Annotated in this window: 15 protein-coding genes; 5 read left to right on the top strand and 10 right to left on the bottom strand. The window is 65.5% G+C overall.

Features of this window, described 5'->3' with window-relative positions; genetic code table 11:
• Nucleotides 1-86 precede the first annotated feature (86 nt).
• The 3 genes from choV to ACFZCE_RS03020 all read right to left on the bottom strand — a co-directional run bounded on the left by choV (nt 87) and on the right by ACFZCE_RS03020 (nt 3177).
• A complete protein-coding gene (choV, locus tag ACFZCE_RS03030; protein WP_390935933.1) occupies nt 87-1319 on the bottom strand; it encodes a choline ABC transporter ATP-binding protein in 1233 nt (410 codons plus the stop codon).
• Nucleotides 1316-2161, bottom strand: coding sequence for a choline ABC transporter permease subunit (choW, locus tag ACFZCE_RS03025; RefSeq protein ID WP_390935931.1), 846 nt, complete (start codon nt 2159-2161; stop codon nt 1316-1318). The genes choV and choW overlap by 4 nt, the downstream gene beginning before the upstream one ends.
• Nucleotides 2162-2229: 68 nt before the next feature.
• Entirely contained in the window at nt 2230-3177 is a 948-nt protein-coding gene (locus ACFZCE_RS03020) for a choline ABC transporter substrate-binding protein (protein WP_390935929.1), read from the bottom strand.
• 419 nt (nt 3178-3596) lie between these two features.
• Here ACFZCE_RS03020 and ACFZCE_RS03015 point away from each other — a divergent pair, with 419 nt between their 5' ends.
• Together ACFZCE_RS03015 and ACFZCE_RS03010 are read left to right on the top strand one after the other, a co-directional pair.
• Nucleotides 3597-4973, top strand: a complete 1377-nt coding sequence (locus ACFZCE_RS03015; protein ID WP_390935927.1) for an L-serine ammonia-lyase — start codon at nt 3597-3599, stop codon at nt 4971-4973.
• Nucleotides 4974-5355: 382 nt separating this feature from the next.
• Nucleotides 5356-6459: a helix-turn-helix domain-containing protein gene (locus ACFZCE_RS03010; RefSeq protein ID WP_390935925.1), complete on the top strand. Its 1104-nt coding sequence runs from the start codon at nt 5356-5358 to the stop codon at nt 6457-6459.
• Between the two features lie 35 nt (nt 6460-6494).
• Here ACFZCE_RS03010 and ACFZCE_RS03005 read toward each other — a convergent pair whose 3' ends face one another.
• The 5 genes from ACFZCE_RS03005 to ACFZCE_RS02985 all read right to left on the bottom strand — a co-directional run bounded on the left by ACFZCE_RS03005 (nt 6495) and on the right by ACFZCE_RS02985 (nt 12023).
• Complete coding sequence (locus ACFZCE_RS03005; RefSeq protein WP_390935923.1) at nt 6495-8981, bottom strand: right-handed parallel beta-helix repeat-containing protein; 2487 nt, start codon at nt 8979-8981, stop codon at nt 6495-6497.
• 108 nt (nt 8982-9089) lie between these two features.
• Nucleotides 9090-9350 carry a hypothetical protein gene (locus ACFZCE_RS03000; RefSeq protein ID WP_390935921.1) on the bottom strand — a complete coding sequence of 87 codons (261 nt, stop codon included), beginning with the start codon at nt 9348-9350 and terminating at the stop codon, nt 9090-9092.
• Between the two features lie 345 nt (nt 9351-9695).
• Entirely contained in the window at nt 9696-10169 is a 474-nt protein-coding gene (locus ACFZCE_RS02995) for a thioesterase family protein (protein ID WP_390935919.1), read from the bottom strand.
• A complete protein-coding gene (locus ACFZCE_RS02990) occupies nt 10162-11127 on the bottom strand; it encodes an L-carnitine dehydrogenase (protein WP_390935917.1) in 966 nt (321 codons plus the stop codon). The genes ACFZCE_RS02995 and ACFZCE_RS02990 overlap by 8 nt, the downstream gene beginning before the upstream one ends.
• An 11-nt stretch (nt 11128-11138) precedes the next feature.
• Nucleotides 11139-12023, bottom strand: a complete 885-nt coding sequence (locus ACFZCE_RS02985; protein WP_390935915.1) for a 3-keto-5-aminohexanoate cleavage protein — start codon at nt 12021-12023, stop codon at nt 11139-11141.
• 131 nt (nt 12024-12154) lie between these two features.
• Between ACFZCE_RS02985 and ACFZCE_RS02980 the strand changes: the two genes are divergently transcribed.
• On the top strand, nt 12155-13087 hold the full coding sequence (locus tag ACFZCE_RS02980) for a helix-turn-helix domain-containing protein (protein WP_390935913.1): 933 nt from the start codon (nt 12155-12157) through the stop codon (nt 13085-13087).
• Between the two features lie 35 nt (nt 13088-13122).
• Here the strand turns inward: ACFZCE_RS02980 and ACFZCE_RS02975 are convergent, their stop codons facing one another.
• Together ACFZCE_RS02975 and ACFZCE_RS02970 are read right to left on the bottom strand one after the other, a co-directional pair.
• Entirely contained in the window at nt 13123-13713 is a 591-nt protein-coding gene (locus ACFZCE_RS02975; protein WP_390935911.1) for a hypothetical protein, read from the bottom strand.
• A gap of 112 nt (nt 13714-13825) precedes the next feature.
• Entirely contained in the window at nt 13826-14254 is a 429-nt protein-coding gene (locus tag ACFZCE_RS02970) for a lysozyme inhibitor LprI family protein (RefSeq protein WP_390935909.1), read from the bottom strand.
• A gap of 241 nt (nt 14255-14495) precedes the next feature.
• Here ACFZCE_RS02970 and ACFZCE_RS02965 point away from each other — a divergent pair, with 241 nt between their 5' ends.
• On the top strand, nt 14496-15473 hold the full coding sequence (locus ACFZCE_RS02965; protein ID WP_390935907.1) for a membrane dipeptidase: 978 nt from the start codon (nt 14496-14498) through the stop codon (nt 15471-15473).
• A 69-nt stretch (nt 15474-15542) separates the two neighbouring features.
• Nucleotides 15543-16073 carry a DUF5943 domain-containing protein gene (locus ACFZCE_RS02960; protein WP_390935905.1) on the top strand — a complete coding sequence of 177 codons (531 nt, stop codon included), beginning with the start codon at nt 15543-15545 and terminating at the stop codon, nt 16071-16073.
• Nucleotides 16074-16079: the final 6 nt, after the last annotated feature.

Here is a 16079-nt window from a genome sequence, read left to right as displayed (position 1 = left end):
CAGCCCAGGCTCGGCCGAGTTTAAGTGATCCTGATTGAACGCTCAAACAAAAAACCCCTGAAACTTCAGGGGTTTTTTGATCTGCCTCAGTTGGCCTTGCGCAGCGGCACCACCGAATCACTGGGCGGCTCTTCGGCGGCGTGGCCGATGTTCTTGCCCAACAGCGCGTGGTAGAGCTCGCTGTCGCCGAGAATACCGACCACGCGGTTGTCGTCCTGCAGCACCAGCTTGTTGCCGGTGTGGTAACGGATCGCCAGCGCGTCGCGCATGGAGATGTCCGCATGGACCAGCGTGGGGCGCCGGGCCAGGCCGTCGATGGCCTGGCCGTTGGCCCAGTTCTGCACGTCGACCGGCGCGCCGCCCTGGTGGGCGCCTTGCAGGTAGCCGTTCTCCGAGAGGTTCAGCCAGCTGTCCGAGCCGGGGTCGAGCATCACGTCGCAGCCACCGCCCTTGCACGCCGCCAGTGGGCGCATCAGGCTGCGGCCCCGCAGCACGTTGAGCGGGTTGGTGTGGGCCACGAAGGTGCGCACGTAGTCGTCGGCCGGGTTCAGCACGATGTCTTCGGGCTTGCTGTACTGGATGATCTTGCCGTCTTTCATGATGGCGATGCGCGTGCCGAGCTTGAGCGCTTCGTCGAGGTCGTGGCTGACGAACACGATGGTCTTGTGCAGCTTGCGCTGCAGGTCGAGCAGTTCGTCTTGCAGGCCCTGGCGGATCAGCGGGTCGAGGGCGGAGAACGGTTCGTCCATCAGCAGGATGTCGGCGTCCATCGCCAGCGCGCGGGCCAGGCCCACCCGCTGCTGCATGCCGCCGGAGAGCTCATCGGGCTTTTTGTTGCGCCATTGGGTCAGGCCGACCAGCTCGAGTTTCTCGTCTACCAACTTGCGCCGTTCCTCGGCGGGGCGGCCCTGCATTTCAAGGCCGAAGCTGATGTTCTCGCGCACCGTGAGCCAGGGCATCAGGGCGAACTTCTGGAACACCATGGCGATGCGCTTGGTGCGCATCATCTTCAACTGCGCCGGGGTGCAGTTGGCCACGTCGATCGAGGCGCCTTCGTGCTCGACGAACAGCTTGCCGCGGCTCACGGTGTTGAGGCCGTTGATGCAGCGCAGCAGGCTCGACTTGCCCGAGCCCGACAGGCCCATCAGCACGCAGATTTCGCCTTTGTTGATTTCCAGGTTGGCTTTTTCCACACCGACCACCAGGCCGGTCTGCTTGAGGATCTCTGGCCGCGAGAGGCCTTTGTCGAGCAGTTCGAGCGCCGGTTTCGGGCGGTCGGAGAAGATCACGTCGACATCTTCGAAACGGATGATGCTCATGCGTCACCTCCCACTTTGGCGTCGGGCTGTTTGCAGATGCGGTCGAGCATGATCGCCAGCAATACAATGGCCAGGCCCGCTTCGAAGCCCAGGGCGATGTCGGCGGTGTTCAGCGCGTTGACCACCGGCTTGCCGAGGCCGTCGGCGCCCACCAGAGCGGCGATCACCACCATCGACAGCGACAGCATGATGCATTGGGTGATGCCGGCGGCGATGCTCGGCATCGCGTGGGGCAGTTCGATGCGCGCCAGCAGTTGGCGCTGTGAGCAGCCAAAGGCTTTGCCGGCGTCCATCAGTTCGGTGGGCACGTCGCAGATGCCGAGGTAGGTCAGGCGGATCGGCGCGGCGATGGCGAACACCACCGTGGAGATCAGCCCGGGCACCACGCCCAGGCCGAACAGCGTCAGGGTAGGGATCAGGTACACGAAAGTGGGCACGGTCTGCATCAGGTCGAGCAGCGGCCGCATGCCGGTGTAGAACCACGGCCGGTGCGCCGCGACGATGCCCAGCGGCACGCCGATGATCACGCACACCAGGGTGGCGAAGGTCACCTGGGCGAGGGTTTCCATGGTCTCTTGCCAGTAACCCAGGTTGAGGATCAGCAAGAACGACAGGATGACGAAAATCGTCAGGCTGATCTTGCGTTGAATGTAGAAGGCCAGTGCCGCGAACAAAACGATCAATACCAGGGGATTGAACCAGGTCAGGGCGTAGGTGATGCCGTGGATAACGGCTTCGAGCGTCGCGGCGATCATGTCGAACGTGCTCGCGCCGTGGCGGGTGAGCCAGTCGACGAATGACGCGATGTATTCGCCTAGGGGAAGTTTGTGATCTGTCAGCATGGTATCGAGCGTCCACCTGCGGTTTGGGTACAAATCCTGGCGGCCGAGGCCGCCGGGAGTTCAGCGGCTTACTGGGAGAGTTTCGCCTTGGCGGCCTCCAGCCCGGGTTTGCCATCGAGGGTGGTGACGCCGGAAAGCCAGGTGTCGAGCACTTGCGGGTTTTTCTTCAGCCAGGCTTTGGCGGCGGCATCGGGTTTCATCTTGTCATCCAGGACGTTACCCATCAGGGTGTTTTCCATGTCGAGCGTGAAGCTCAGGTTCTTCAGCAGTTGCCCCACGTTCGCGCACTCGGTCGCGTAGTTCTTGCGGGTCACGGTGTACACGGTGGCCTGGCCGAAGTTCGGGCCGAAGTAATCGTCACCGCCGGTGAGGTACTTCATCTTGAAGCGTTTGTTCATCGGGTGCGGTTCCCAGCCGAGGAACACCACCGCGGTGTCGCGCTTCTCGGCGCGGTCGACCTGGGCGAGCATGCCCGCCTCGCTCGACTCGACCACCTTGAAGCCTGCATCTTTCAGGCCGAAAGCGTTTTTATCGATCATGCTCTGGATCAAACGGTTGCCGTCGTTACCCGGCTCGATGCCGTAGATCTTGCCGCCCAGCTCGGTTTTGAACTTGGCGATGTCGGCGAAATCCTTCAGGCCTTTGTTCCACAGGGCCTCGGGCACCGCCAGGGTGTACTTGGCGCCTTCGAGGTTGGCGCGCAGGGTGACCACGGTGCCGGCGTCGCGGTAGGCCTTGATGTCGTTTTCCATGGTCGGCATCCAGTTGCCGAGGAACACGTCCATGTTCTTGCCGTCGGCCAGCGACTTGAAGGTCACCGGCACGGAAATCATCGTGGTGTTGGTTTTGTAGCCCAGGCTTTGCAGCACGGCGCTGGTGACCGCGGTGGTCACGGTGACGTCGGTCCAGCCCACGTCGGAGAAGTTCACGGTAGAGCATTGCGCCGGGTCAGCGGCGTGGGCCATCACTGGCAGGCTGAGCGCGGCGGCCAACAACACGGAAGGTGAAGCTTTCATCGAGTGACTCCTTGGCGATTCACGTCAACGACCTGGCGATCGTCGTTTTTAGGTGGTGCGAAACCTGGGCTTCGCGGCCTGCGGCTGCTCTGGCCGGGGCGCCGTGCAAACGGGACGCTTTCGATAATCCCCCACTGAAAAACAAACGCCTACTGGGTGCGTCGTAACCAGTACAGGCAGGGTCGCATCCAGTGTCGATGAGGTCGCATACAGTAGAGGTGCGCCCTCCAAGGCCCCGTAAACCGGTGGGTTGGTACCCGAAAACGGCCCGTTCGGCGGCAGGGCGTTGCTGGACAAGAGCAAGTCGGTTGCAGACGACGCGTGCCCGTGCAAAAGCCCGATGATCAAGGCAATTGGCGGGTTGCGTCTTGAGCGTAGCAGCTTCGCAGACCGCGATTGGCCCAGGAGGTTTCATAAAAATGGCTATCAGTGTGTTCGACCTGTTCAAGATCGGGATCGGGCCCTCGAGCTCTCATACCGTCGGCCCGATGCGCGCAGCGGCGCTGTTCACCCAAGGCCTGCGCGAGCGCGGCGAGCTCAACCAGGTGCGCCGCATCGAAGTGCGCCTGTACGGTTCGCTGTCGGCCACCGGCGTCGGCCACGGCAGCGACAACGCCGTGATCCTCGGGCTGATGGGCCAGTGGCCGGATGCCGTGGACCCGGCGATCATCGGCCCCAGCGTGGCGCAACTGCGCGAGCGCAACGTGCTGCAACTCGACGGCCGCTTCGAGGTGCCGTTCGTGTGGGCACGCGACATGCTGCTGCTCGAAGAAGACCTGCCCTACCACCCCAACGCCATGACCCTGGTTGCCGAAGGCGAGGCCGGGGTGTTGCACGTAGACACCTACTACTCGGTCGGTGGCGGCTTCGTGGTCGACGCGGCCCAGGCGGCCAGCGGCGTGCTCGATGCCGATTCCACCGAGTTGCCCTATGACTTCAACAGCGCCGCCGAGCTGCTCGAGCTGTGCCAGCGGCACAAGCTGCGGGTGTCGGAGCTGATGCTGGAAAACGAAAAGGTGTGGCGCAGCGAGGCGGAAATCAACGCCGGCCTGCTCAAGCTCTGGCACGCCATGCAGGACTGCGTGGAACAGGGCCTGCGCGAGGAGGGCATCCTCCCTGGCGGTTTGAACGTGCGCCGCCGCGCCGCCCGGCTGCACCGCAGCCTCAAGGAAATCGGCAAGCCCAACGTGATCGGCTCGACCCTCAACGCCATGGAGTGGGTCAACCTCTACGCCCTGGCGGTGAACGAGGAAAACGCCGCCGGCGGGCGCATGGTCACCGCGCCCACCAACGGCGCGGCGGGGATCATCCCGGCGGTGCTGCATTACTTCATGCGCTTCTCCGACCAGGTCAGCGAAGCCAACGTGGTGGAGTTTTTCCTCGGCGCGGCGGCGGTGGGCATCCTCTGCAAAAAGAACGCGTCGATTTCCGGCGCCGAAGTGGGCTGCCAGGGCGAGGTCGGTTCGGCCTGCGCGATGGCCGCCGCGGGCCTCGCCGAAGTGCTCGGCGCCACCCCCGAACAGTTGGAAAACGCCGCCGAGATCGGCCTTGAACACAACCTTGGGCTGACCTGCGACCCGGTTGGCGGGCTGGTTCAGGTGCCGTGCATCGAGCGCAATGCGATCGCCGCGGTGAAGGCGATCAACGCCGCGCAGATGGCCTTGCGCGGCGACGGCTCGCACTTCATCTCGCTCGACAAGGTGATCCGCACCATGCGCGACACCGGCGCCGACATGCACGCCAAGTACAAGGAGACTTCCCGCGGCGGCCTGGCCGTCAATGCGATCGAGTGCTAAGCACTCGCGCTGCTCGATTTTCGCTCACAGGCGGCTAGCCACGCCGCCTTTTGGCGCAGCGAAACCGCGCTGAAACACGTTGTACCTCTTGCTGTGCTTGCGGTATCACCTTCAGGGCCGAACAGGCCCTTCTTTTGCACATCAGTGCTACCAAAGTGCTCACGGGCCATCGCCCGGCCACGCGGCACCAGGCCCCCTATCCCTCCAGCAGCCCCACGCCAGACTGTTTGCGACGTCGTTTTTGGTTTTTATTGAAAGCGCGTTCAATACACGGCACGGCATTTGCTCAAGGAATATGCATATGCCGGCCGGCACCGCCGCCGCCAAAACAAGAGCCTCTCGCCTGGGGGCCATCCACCGCATTGTGTGAGGAGATATTCTGATGACGTCGTTCACTTCCGGGGCCCAGCCCCAGACCCGCGCGCCTCAATCCATCGGCTTTCTGCTGCTGGACAACTTCACGCTGATTTCCCTGGCTTCCGCGGTGGAGCCCCTGCGCATGGCCAACCAGCTGTCGGGCCGTGAACTGTACCGCTGGACCACCCTGAGCCTGGACGGCGGCCAGGTGTGGGCCAGCGATGGCTTGCAGATCACCCCGGACGCCGCCATGCAAAAAGCCCCGGCGCTGGACACGGTGATCGTTTGCGGTGGCGTGGGCATCCAGCGCGCGGTCAGCCGCGAGCACGTGAGCTGGCTGCAGAGCCAGGCGCGCCAGTCGCGCCGCCTCGGCGCGGTGTGCACCGGCAGCTGGGCCCTGGCCTGCGCCGGGCTGCTCGACGGTTTCGAGTGCAGCGTGCACTGGGAGTGCCTGGCGGCGATGCAGGAAGCCTACCCGCGGGTGGCCATGAGCACCCGCCTGTTCACCCTCGACCGTAACCGCTTCACCAGTTCCGGCGGCACCGCGCCGCTCGACATGATGCTGCACCTGATCAGCCGCGACCACGGCCGCGAGCTGTCGGCGGCGATCTCCGAAATGTTCGTCTACGAGCGCATCCGCAACGAGCAGGACCACCAGCGCGTGCCGCTCAAGCACATGCTCGGCACCAACCAGCCCAAGCTGCAGGAAATCGTCGCGCTGATGGAGGCCAACCTCGAAGAGCCGATCGACCTCGACGAGTTGGCGGTGTACGTGCAGGTGTCGCGCCGGCAGCTGGAGCGGTTGTTCCAGAAGTACCTGCACTGCTCGCCGTCGCGCTACTACCTCAAGCTGCGGCTGATCCGCGCCCGGCAGTTGCTCAAGCAAACGCCGATGTCGATCATCGAGGTCGCCTCGGTGTGCGGGTTCGTGTCTACGCCGCACTTCTCCAAGTGCTACCGCGAATACTTCGGCATCCCGCCGCGCGATGAGCGCGTGGGCAGCAACACCACCCAGCAGGTGGCGATGATGCCGATCCCGCAGGCGATGGTGATGGCGCCGCTCTCCGGGCCGATGGCGGCGCTGAGCCAGGCGCGCAACGAGTCGACCTTCGCCAGTATCAGGGTGTGACGGCCTGTCGCCCGGCGGCGCCGGGCGACAGGCGTTCAGCTGGCAAATACGAAGCTCGCCTCGCCGAGGTCGGGGTGATCCCCCAGCAACCTGATTTCGAACTGCTGCCCGGCGGCATTCGGCTCCAGGCTGCGCACCACCGTGCGGTCATGGAACCCCAGGTCGGTCACCTGCAACGTGGTGCCATGGCCATCGCCCAGCCCGGTGAAGCCCAAGGCTGAAACATCGAGGCGGTCATGCCCGGGCAAGAAGTCGGTGATCGTGTCGGCGAACACCGAATAGGGCTGGCGGAAGCTGTCGGTCAGGGCCTGGTACACGAAGGTGTCATCGCCACTGCCGCCGGTGAGGGTGTCGGTGCCGGCACCGCCAACCAAGACGTCATCCCCCGCGCGGCCATCGAGCTTGTCATTGCCGGCCACACCGCGCAGGCGGTCATCGCCGGCATCCCCGGCAAGTTGATCACGGCCACCGTCGCCGAGCAGGTCGAGCCCGAGGTTATCCGGGGTGTAGGCCACCGCGCTGCCCGGTGCGGTGCTGAAGATCACCGACCCGTTGAACAGCGCCGCGCGTTGGTCGCCTGCCAGGTACAGCTCGAAGTGGCGGCCGTCGGCTTGTACTTCATAAGACTTGAGCACCGTGTAGCTGCCATCGCTGGCCGCCACCGCCTTGAGCGTGCTGCCGTAGCCGTTGCCCATGCCGGTGTACCCCAGCGCCGACAGGTCGATCAGGTCGCCGGCTTCGGCGTTGAAGTCGAGGATCTGATCGCGGCCGCTGGTGCCGCCGGCCTGGTTGCCGCGCAGGCTGTCGCCCAGTGCGGTGTAGACGAAGGTGTCGGCGCCGCCGCCGCCGCTGAGGCGATCACCGTCGGCGCCGCCGATCAAGCGGTCATCACCCGCGCCGGCGCTGATGTGGTCGCGCCCGCTGTAGGTTTCGTAGGTGGTGGGCTGGGCGCTGTGGGCGGTCACGCGGTCCGGGCCGTCTTCGCCCTGCCAGCGCTGCTGGAAGTTGGCGTCGGTCAAGCCGCGCGCGTCGCCCTGCAGCACCCATTCGCCGCGGCGGCCTTCGCTGTCGGCGCTCAGTTGCTTGAGGTAGGTGAGGTCGCGGGTGGCGTCGTACATCACCTTGACCGTAGTACCCAGGCCGCTGCCCACGCCGGTCACGCCCATGGCGGTCAGGTCGAGGCGGTCGCTGCCGAGGTCGAAGTCGAGCACGCGGTCGGCGTGGCTCTGGCTGGCGGTGCGGTAGCTGTCGGTGAGGGCGTTGAACACGAACACATCGGCGCCCAGGCCGCCGCTGAGGCTATCGCTACCGGCGCCGCCCACCAGGCGGTCGGCGGCGCTGCCACCGGTTAGATGGTCATTGCCGGCGTTGCCGTACAGTTGGGTGCGCACCAGCGTGGCGCTGAAGGCGTCGTTGCGCGCGGTGCCCAACGCCAGCACCCAGGCGGCGTTGGCCGCGGCCAGGCTGTGGGGGCCGGTGGTGCCGGCGGGGTAGGGCAGGCCGTTGATCACGTTGTATTCGATGCGGTTGTAATCGCCGCTGTCGATGGGCTCGACGATGCCGTAGAAGCCCCCCGGCCTGCCGTTGACCAGGTTGTAGCGGATGGCGATGTAGTCGGCCAGCGCGCTGGGGTTCGAGGCGATGCCTTCGATCCAGATCTCGGCGGACTCTTGGTCGGCATTATTCCCGTGCACCTGGTTGTAATACACCGCGCCGTTGCGGCTGAGGTCGAGGTGAATGCCATAGCTGGCGTTGCCGTATACCTCGTTGCCGGTGACCTCGAAGCCGTCGAGCTTGACCACCTGAATGCCGTCGCCGTTGTTGCCGTAAACCGTCGAGGCCTCGATGGTCGAGGTGCCGGTGCGCACTGGCTGGTTGGCGGTTTGGTACAACTGGATGCCATCGCCGTTGTTGCCCCAACTGGTGGTGTCGGCCACGTACATTTCGCCGGCCAGGTTCAGCCCGCTGCCGCCGTTGGCATACACCAGGCTGTCGGTGATGCGGCTGTCGATCACCCCTTCGCTGAGGATGCCGTCGCGGCCGTTGTCCCACACCGTGGCGTCGCTCACCTCCACGGTGCCCCCCACGGCGCGCAGGTACAGCCCGTAGCCGCTGGCGTGGCGCGCCTCGATGCTGGTCAAGTGCACGGCGTCGAAGCCCGCGCTGACCCAGCCGTCGACCTGGCCTTGCGGGCTGCCGCCGTTGCCGTCGAGGGTCAGGCCGTGCAGGCCGACATTGTTGCCGCCAGCGCGCACCAGCCCGGCGGCGCTGTTCACGCCGTCGGCGAGCTGGATCACCGTTGTGCCGATGCCATCGCCGACCAGGGTAACGCCGACCTTGAGCAGCAGGCAGCCGCCTTGGGCCGCCTCGCTGCTGCTGACCCGATAGGTGCCGGCGCCCAGGTGCACGCTGCCGCCGCCTTGGGCGGCCGCGGCATCGATGGCCGCTTGCAGGGCCTGGGTGTCGTCGTGGCTGTTGTTGCCGAGCGCGCCGTAGGCGCTGGCCTGGAGTGTGACCGCCATAGTGCCTCCCGCCGGCGCCCGTTCAGTGGAGAAGGCAGTGCGCACGGGTGCGGCAGGGACAGCTTAGATCTGCCCCCAGGCAGTTGCCCGGCCGGCAGCCGGGCGGTATCAGGCGCGTTGCTGGCTGAACTGTGCCAGGGCCGGCAGCAGGTTCTTGTCGATGGCTTCGCGCACGGCCGGGAGGATTGTCGCGCTGCCACTGAACAGTTGCTCGACCATGCCGCGCAGGGCCTTGGCGCGGTAGGGGTCGAGCCCGCGCACGGCGCATTCGCAGGCCTGCTCGGCGCTGCTGCCGGCGGGGACCTCGAAGCCCAGGGCGCGCAGCTTGCCCAGTAGGTCTTCCTGGTCGATCAGATCAACGTGCATCATGGCGGCAGTCCTGGTTCGAAGGTGGGCCCTGATTCTGGTAAAGCCGCGGCGGGGCGGCAATAGGCCCACGCGGGTTTGGCAGGGTTGGGCATGCCTGTGTCGTTTTTGGCCATGCCCGGGGCCCCTCGCCCGGCTGTGCCGTAATGCTGTTCGCTCAAGCCATTTCACGGCTTCATGGAAGGGATCAGTCTGTGAGCTCCGCTGATTGTGTGCATGAGCTTGAGGGCCTATCGCCCGGCACAGCCGGCCTCCCACGGGTTCTGTGTTGCCCGGTAAATCAAGTACTTACACAAGTCTTGTGGGAGGCTGTGGTCCGGCACTCCGGCTGTGCCGGGCGAAGGGCCTTCAGCCTGGCAACCGGATCACCCGCCCCGCCCACTGCGCGGGAGGCCTGTCACCCTGCCGCGCCACAATGTCGACCAGCCGCCGCGCCGCCACCTCGCCAAATGGCGCCGACTTCGGCCCGGCCATGCTCACGTGCAGCAGCATCTGCTCGCTGGCCGCCAGTTCCGCCTCTTCGCCCTGGCGGTGCAGGGTGAAGTACAGGTGCACCCGCTTGTGGTCATGGCCCAGCACCTGGGTGCGCACCTCTACCTGTTCGCCTTGCTTCACTTCATGCAAGAAGTTCAGGTGGCATTCCAGGGTGAACAGCGAGCAGCCGGTGGCCTCGCGGCCGGCGGCGTCCAGGCCGATGGCGGCCATGAAGCCGTCGCTGGCGTAGCTGAAAATCAACAGGTAAAAAGCGTCGCGCAGGTGGCCGTTGTAGTCGGTCCACTCGGCCAGCACGGGGCCACGCCAGGTGATCAGCGGCTCAGTCATCGGCGTTGATCCCGTGGGCCTGCTTGGCTTCGCGCACGGCGGCCAACACGCCGAGCAGGGCGTCGTCGCGGTAGCGCTCCAGCGCAGCGATGCTGTGGCTGCCCAGTTGCTCGGCGGTGCCGTCGACCACGTCGTCGATCAGCTTGTCGGTCAGCGCCGGGGCCGGCAGGTAGGTCCAGGGCAGTTGCAGGGCGGGGCCGAACTGCTGCATGAAGTGGCGCATGCCGGCGTCGCCCCCGGCCAGGGTGTAGGTCAGGAACGTGCCCATGAACGACCAGCGCAGGCCGGCGCCAAAGCGGATCGCGTCGTCGATCTCACCGGTGCTGGCCACGCCATCGTTGACCAGGTGCAGGGCTTCGCGCCACAGCGCTTCGAGCAGGCGGTCGGCAATGAAACCGGGCACTTCCTTGCGCACGTGCAGGGGGCGCATGCCCAACTGGCGGTACACGGTTTTCGCGGCCTCGATGGCTTGCGGCGCGGTGTGCTGGCCGCCCACCACCTCGACCAGCGGCAGCAGGTACACCGGGTTGAACGGGTGGCCGACCATGCAGCGCTCGGGGTGGGTGGCGCCCTCATAGAACTCGCTGGGCAACAAGCCCGAGGTGCTCGAGCCAATCAGCGCATCGGGCTTGGCCGCGGCGCTGATCCTGGCGTGCAGGTCGAGTTTCAGGTCCAGCCGTTCCGGGGCGCTTTCCTGGATGAAGTCGGCGTGCTCCACGCACTGCTCGACAGTCGCCACGAAGCGCAGCCGCTCAACCGAGGCACCAGGGGCCAGGCCTTGTTTTTCCAGGGCCGGCCAGGCATTGGCCACGCGCTGGCGCAGGGCGGCCTCGGCGCCGGGGGCAGGGTCCCAGGCGACCACGTCGAGGCCGTGGGCCAGGGCGCGGGCGACCCAGCCGCTGCCGATCACGCCGCTGCCCAGGGCAGCGAAGGTTTTCACGTCGGTGATGTAAGGCATAGCAGTGCTCCTCAGCGGCGGGGCAGGTTCATTTTGGCGCGGCCTTCGGCCGGGGTGAGCACGCGGGCACCCAGGCGGGTAAGGATTTCCGTCACCCGCTCGACCAGTTGGCCGTTGCTGGCCAGCACGCCGCGGTCGAGGTAGAGGTTGTCTTCCAGCCCCACCCGCACGTTGCCGCCCAGCAGCGCGGCCTGCGCGGCCATGGGCATCTGCATGCGGCCGATGCCGAAGCCGGCCCAGGTGGCGCCGGCCGGCAGGTTGTCGACCATCGCCTTCATGGTGGTGGTGTCTGCCGGCGCCCCCCACGGGATGCCCAGGCACAGTTGGAACAGCGGGTCGTGCAGCAGGCCTTCCTTGATCATCTGCTTGGCGAACCACAGGTGGCCGGTGTCGAAAATCTCCAGCTCGGCCTTTACGCCCAGCTCGGTGATGCGCTTGGCGCCTGCGCGCAGTTGCGCCGGGGTCGACACATAAATGGTGTCGCCGTCGCCGAAGTTGAGGGTGCCGCAGTCGAGGGTGCAGATTTCCGGCAGCAACGCTTCGACGTGGGCCAGGCGCGCCAGAGGGCCGACCAGGTCGGTGCCGGGGCCAAACTCCATGGGGGTTTCACCTGGGCCGATTTCGAGGTCGCCACCCATGCCGGCGGTGAGGTTGACGATGATGTCGATGTCGGCCTCGCGAATGCGCTCCATCACCTCGCGGTACAGCGCCACGTCGCGGCTGAACTTGCCGGTTTGCGGGTCGCGCACGTGGCAGTGCACCACGGTGGCGCCGGCCTTGGCGGCTTCCACGGCGGCCTCGGCGATCTGTTTCGGGGTGATCGGGACCAGGTGGCTCTTGCCGGTGGTGTCGCCGGCGCCGGTCAGGGCGCAGGTCACGATGACTTCTGGGTTCATGGTGCAGCTCCTCAGCAGGTATGGCGTGCAAGCTACGCTGCCGGGCCCGGCCCGAGGCTCACGCAAGCGACGGGCACTTGCACCGGTTCGACCTGTGGGTTATCAACACGCACCGCCCTCGGAGCCACGCCATGCCCCAGGAATTTCGCTTCTTGCTGTTGCCGGGCTTTTCCGCGATCGGCTTCATCAGTGCCATCGAGCCGCTGCGGGTGGCCAACCGCTTTCGCCCGGGGTTGTACCACTGGCAAGTGCTGAGCATGGACGGCGGCCCAGTGCCGGCCAGTAATGGCATGTCGGTCAACGCCGACGCCGCCCTTGGGCCGCTGCCGGCGGGCTGCACGCTGCTGGTGGTGGCCGGTTTCGAGCCGCTGAAGCACTACGGCGGCGCCCTGCAGCAATGGCTGCGGCGGCTGGGGCGGGAGGAGGGGGTGCTGGGCGGCATCGACACCGGCGCCTTCGTGCTGGCCAAGGCCGGGTTGCTCGAAGGCTACCGCGCCAGCCTGCACTGGGAGGCGCTCGAGGCGTTCAAGGAGTTGTTCCCGGCGATCGCCACCACCGGCGAGCTGTTCGAGATCGACCGCGCACGCATCACCTGCGCCGGCGGTACGGCATCCATTGACCTGATGCTCGACCTGATCGCCCGCGCCCATGGCAGCGAGCTGGCGATCCAGGTGTCGGAGCAATTCGTGCTGGGCCGCATCCGCCCGCCCAAGGATCACCAGCGCATGCAGATCGCCGCCCGTTACGGCACGGCCAACAAAAAACTGGTGCAGGTGATCGGCGAGATGGAAAAACACACTGAACCGCCGTTGACCACGCTGGAGCTGGCCTCGAGCATCAAGGTTACCCGGCGCCAGTTGGAGCGGTTGTTCCGCCTGCATCTGAACGAAACGCCGAGCAACTTCTACCTCGGCCTGCGGCTGGATAAAGCCCGCCAACTGCTGCGCCAAACCGACATGAGCGTGACGGAAATCAGCGTGGCGTGTGGGTTCGAGCTGCCGTCGTACTTTGCCCGGCGCTACAAGGGGCGCTTTGGCAAAAGCCCGCGGGAAGACCGCCGCTAGGTGCGCCCCGCCCAGGCAGGCGGGGCGCGGGTGAGTCAGGCCTCGGCGTCGGAGCCGGCGCCAAAGCCATTGCTGTCGCCGGCGCCATCAGGGCGCGGCGCTGGGCTCTCGGGGGTGCTCACGCTAAAGCTCACGCCCTCGGCGCCAGCGGCTGGCGCCAAGTCAGCGGGGGTGAGCAGCGCGAAGCTCAGGCTGCTGCCTGCTGGGTAAGCGCTGCCTTCGCCACCCACGGCGGCTTCGGTCTGGAACGAGAGGCGGCTCTGGCCGAGGTCGAAGGTCAGCTCTACCCCGGCCGGCAGCGCGATAGCGAACGGCAAACCCCAGCCGGCCGGTACGTAGCCACCTTGGATGCCCTCGGCGTTGGCCTCCTGGAACGCCCATTCGGCGTTCGGAATATAGGCACCCAGCCCGCCTTCGGCGTTGACTTCGTGGAACACGAAGCCGCTGTTGATTGGGCGGTATCCAACATGGATGCCTTCCGGTGCGACGACCTCGAACGAGAGAACCTCCTCGTTCGGGCCAACGTCGCGGGCCAGCTCGCAGATGCAAGCCTGGGTGTCGGGGTCGTAGCGGCCTTCGATGCCTTCCGGGGTGTGAAGGTTGAACTGCAGCGATAGTGTGCTCATGGAATGTACTCCGTGGTCTGAGGCGGTAAGCCCCGGCCCGAAATGGCCGGGGGCGCCATCAAACCAGCGGAACATTCAGCAGGTAACCGCCCAGGATTTCCCTGCCAGAGGGTCAGTTATCCGGCGTATCCGCCTCGTCGGCCTGGGTGCCAAGGGTTTGCAGGTACTCCGAGCGCTCGTCGCTGCGCTGGGCGATACAGTCGTTTTGCGCCGTTTGGCTGGCATTGCCGTCTTTGTCGGCCTCGAGCACCTCGACCGCGCAGTCGGCGTCGCGCAGCTTGCGCCAGAGGTCCTGGGCGATGCCGATCTTGTTGAGGTAGTCCTTGAGGACCTTCTGCTGGTCGCCGTACTGGGCGCTGATGCGCGCGGTCAGGCCGTTGTAGGCGTCTTCGAGCTCGCTTTCGGCGGTTTTGCGGTTGTAGGCCGAGCAATCGAGGCTCTGCTGGGCGGTTTCGACGTTGTCGCACGGCGTGGGGCCGTCGTCGTCGGCCGCGAAGGCGCTCAGGGGCAGGATTGCCAGCAGCCACAGCAGTGATTTCATTGACAGCTCCGCGGTATCTTGATCGATGCGCTGAATTCTGGCCCATGGCCGGGCTAAAGAACAGCGCCGGCAAGCGATTTCATCTCCCACGGCCCCGCCAGCCCGCCCCTTGTCGGCCTTTGACGCTTTCGGCAATTCCCCTGTCGTTTTTGCATCCGGCTCGCTCCCCGCGCAGGCATATGCTGGCCCCAAAGCGCTGGCAGCCGTGCCAGTGCGCCCACTATGACAAGGGGACTGCCTGATGAGCCCAGCCGAACTGCACGCCGACAGCATCGTTATCGATGGCCTGATCATCGCCAAATGGAACCGCGAACTGTTCGAAGACATGCGCAAAGGCGGCCTGACCGCCGCCAACTGCACGGTGTCGGTCTGGGAAGGTTTCAAGGCCACGGTCGACAGCATCGCCGCCAGCCAGAAGCTGATCCGCGAGAACAGCGACCTGGTGATGCCAGTGCGCACCACCGCCGACATCCGCAAGGCCAAGGAGCTGGGCAAAACCGGCATCCTGTTCGGCTTCCAGAACGCCCATGCCTTCGAAGACCAGATCGGTTACGTCGAGATCTTCAAGCAACTGGGCGTGGGCATCGTGCAGATGTGCTACAACACCCAGAACCTGGTCGGCACCGGTTGCTACGAGCGTGACGGCGGCCTGTCGGGCTTCGGCCACGAGATCGTCGCGGAAATGAACCGCGTCGGCATCATGTGCGACCTCTCCCACGTGGGCTCGAAAACCTCCGAAGAAGTGATCCTGGCCTCGAAAAAGCCGGTCACCTACTCCCACTGCCTGCCGTCGGGCTTGAAGGAACACCCACGGAATAAATCCGACGCGGAGCTGAAGTTCATCGCCGACCACGGCGGTTTCGTCGGCGTGACCATGTTCGCGCCGTTCCTGGCCAAGGGCATCGACTCGACCATCGACGACTACGCCGAAGCCATCGAATACGTGATGAACATCGTCGGCGAAGACGCCATCGGGATCGGCACGGACTTCACTCAGGGGCACGGCCAGGACTTCTTCGAGTACCTGACCCACGACAAAGGCTACGCCCGCCGCCTGACCAACTTCGGCAAGATCATCAACCCGCTGGGCATCCGCACCGTCGGCGAGTTCCCCAACCTCACTGAAACCCTGCTCAAGCGCGGCCATTCCGAGCGCGTGGTGCGCAAGATCATGGGCGAGAACTGGGTGAACGTGCTCAAGGACGTCTGGGGCGAGTAAGCCACCTTTATACCGACCCCGCCCCGGCGGCGGGGCCCACACCGCATTTTTTGATGGAGTTGAGTTTCCATGGCCAAACACGCCCCTGAGTTGCCGATCGAAGTAGACAGCGAGACCGGCGTCTGGACCTCCGACGCACTGCCGATGCTGTACGTGCCGCGGCACTTTTTCGTCAACAACCACATCGGTATCGAAGAAGTACTGGGCGCCGACGCTTACGCCGAGATCCTCTACAAAGCCGGCTACAAGTCGGCCTGGCACTGGTGCGAGAAAGAAGCCGAGTGCCACGGCCTGGAAGGCGTTGCGGTGTTCGAGCACTACATGAAGCGCCTGAGCCAGCGCGGCTGGGGCCTGTTCAAGATCCAGGAGATCGACCTGGAGCAGGGCACCTGCAGCGTCAAGCTGGAACATTCGGCATTTGTTTATGTGTACGGCAAATGCGGGCGCAAAGTCGATTACATGTTCACCGGCTGGTTTGCCGGTGCCATGGACCAGATCCTCGCCGCAAAAGGCAGCAGCATCCGCACCGTTGCCGAGCAAGTCTACGGAGGCTCCGAAGAGGGCCACGATGACGGGCTGTTCGTCGTCAAACCGTTGTAATAAATA

The sequence above is a fragment of the Pseudomonas sp. NPDC007930 genome (assembly GCF_042958985.1).
Taxonomy (GTDB): domain Bacteria; phylum Pseudomonadota; class Gammaproteobacteria; order Pseudomonadales; family Pseudomonadaceae; genus Aquipseudomonas.
The sequence above is the reverse complement of the archived record's forward strand: the minus strand, read 5'-3'. Positions and strand labels throughout refer to the sequence as shown.

Excerpts from the sequence above, each read along its gene's own strand:
- choV (WP_390935933.1), bottom strand. The coding sequence starts at position 1,319 with ATGAGCATCATCCGTTTCGAAGATGTCGACGTGATCTTCTCCGACCGC.
- choW (WP_390935931.1), bottom strand. The coding sequence starts at position 2,161 with ATGCTGACAGATCACAAACTTCCCCTAGGCGAATACATCGCGTCATTC.
- ACFZCE_RS03020 (WP_390935929.1), bottom strand. The coding sequence starts at position 3,177 with ATGAAAGCTTCACCTTCCGTGTTGTTGGCCGCCGCGCTCAGCCTGCCA.
- ACFZCE_RS03015 (WP_390935927.1), top strand. The coding sequence starts at position 3,597 with ATGGCTATCAGTGTGTTCGACCTGTTCAAGATCGGGATCGGGCCCTCG.
- ACFZCE_RS03010 (WP_390935925.1), top strand. The coding sequence starts at position 5,356 with ATGACGTCGTTCACTTCCGGGGCCCAGCCCCAGACCCGCGCGCCTCAA.
- ACFZCE_RS03005 (WP_390935923.1), bottom strand. The coding sequence starts at position 8,981 with ATGGCGGTCACACTCCAGGCCAGCGCCTACGGCGCGCTCGGCAACAAC.
- ACFZCE_RS03000 (WP_390935921.1), bottom strand. The coding sequence starts at position 9,350 with ATGATGCACGTTGATCTGATCGACCAGGAAGACCTACTGGGCAAGCTG.
- ACFZCE_RS02995 (WP_390935919.1), bottom strand. The coding sequence starts at position 10,169 with ATGACTGAGCCGCTGATCACCTGGCGTGGCCCCGTGCTGGCCGAGTGG.
- ACFZCE_RS02990 (WP_390935917.1), bottom strand. The coding sequence starts at position 11,127 with ATGCCTTACATCACCGACGTGAAAACCTTCGCTGCCCTGGGCAGCGGC.
- ACFZCE_RS02985 (WP_390935915.1), bottom strand. The coding sequence starts at position 12,023 with ATGAACCCAGAAGTCATCGTGACCTGCGCCCTGACCGGCGCCGGCGAC.
- ACFZCE_RS02980 (WP_390935913.1), top strand. The coding sequence starts at position 12,155 with ATGCCCCAGGAATTTCGCTTCTTGCTGTTGCCGGGCTTTTCCGCGATC.
- ACFZCE_RS02975 (WP_390935911.1), bottom strand. The coding sequence starts at position 13,713 with ATGAGCACACTATCGCTGCAGTTCAACCTTCACACCCCGGAAGGCATC.
- ACFZCE_RS02970 (WP_390935909.1), bottom strand. The coding sequence starts at position 14,254 with ATGAAATCACTGCTGTGGCTGCTGGCAATCCTGCCCCTGAGCGCCTTC.
- ACFZCE_RS02965 (WP_390935907.1), top strand. The coding sequence starts at position 14,496 with ATGAGCCCAGCCGAACTGCACGCCGACAGCATCGTTATCGATGGCCTG.
- ACFZCE_RS02960 (WP_390935905.1), top strand. The coding sequence starts at position 15,543 with ATGGCCAAACACGCCCCTGAGTTGCCGATCGAAGTAGACAGCGAGACC.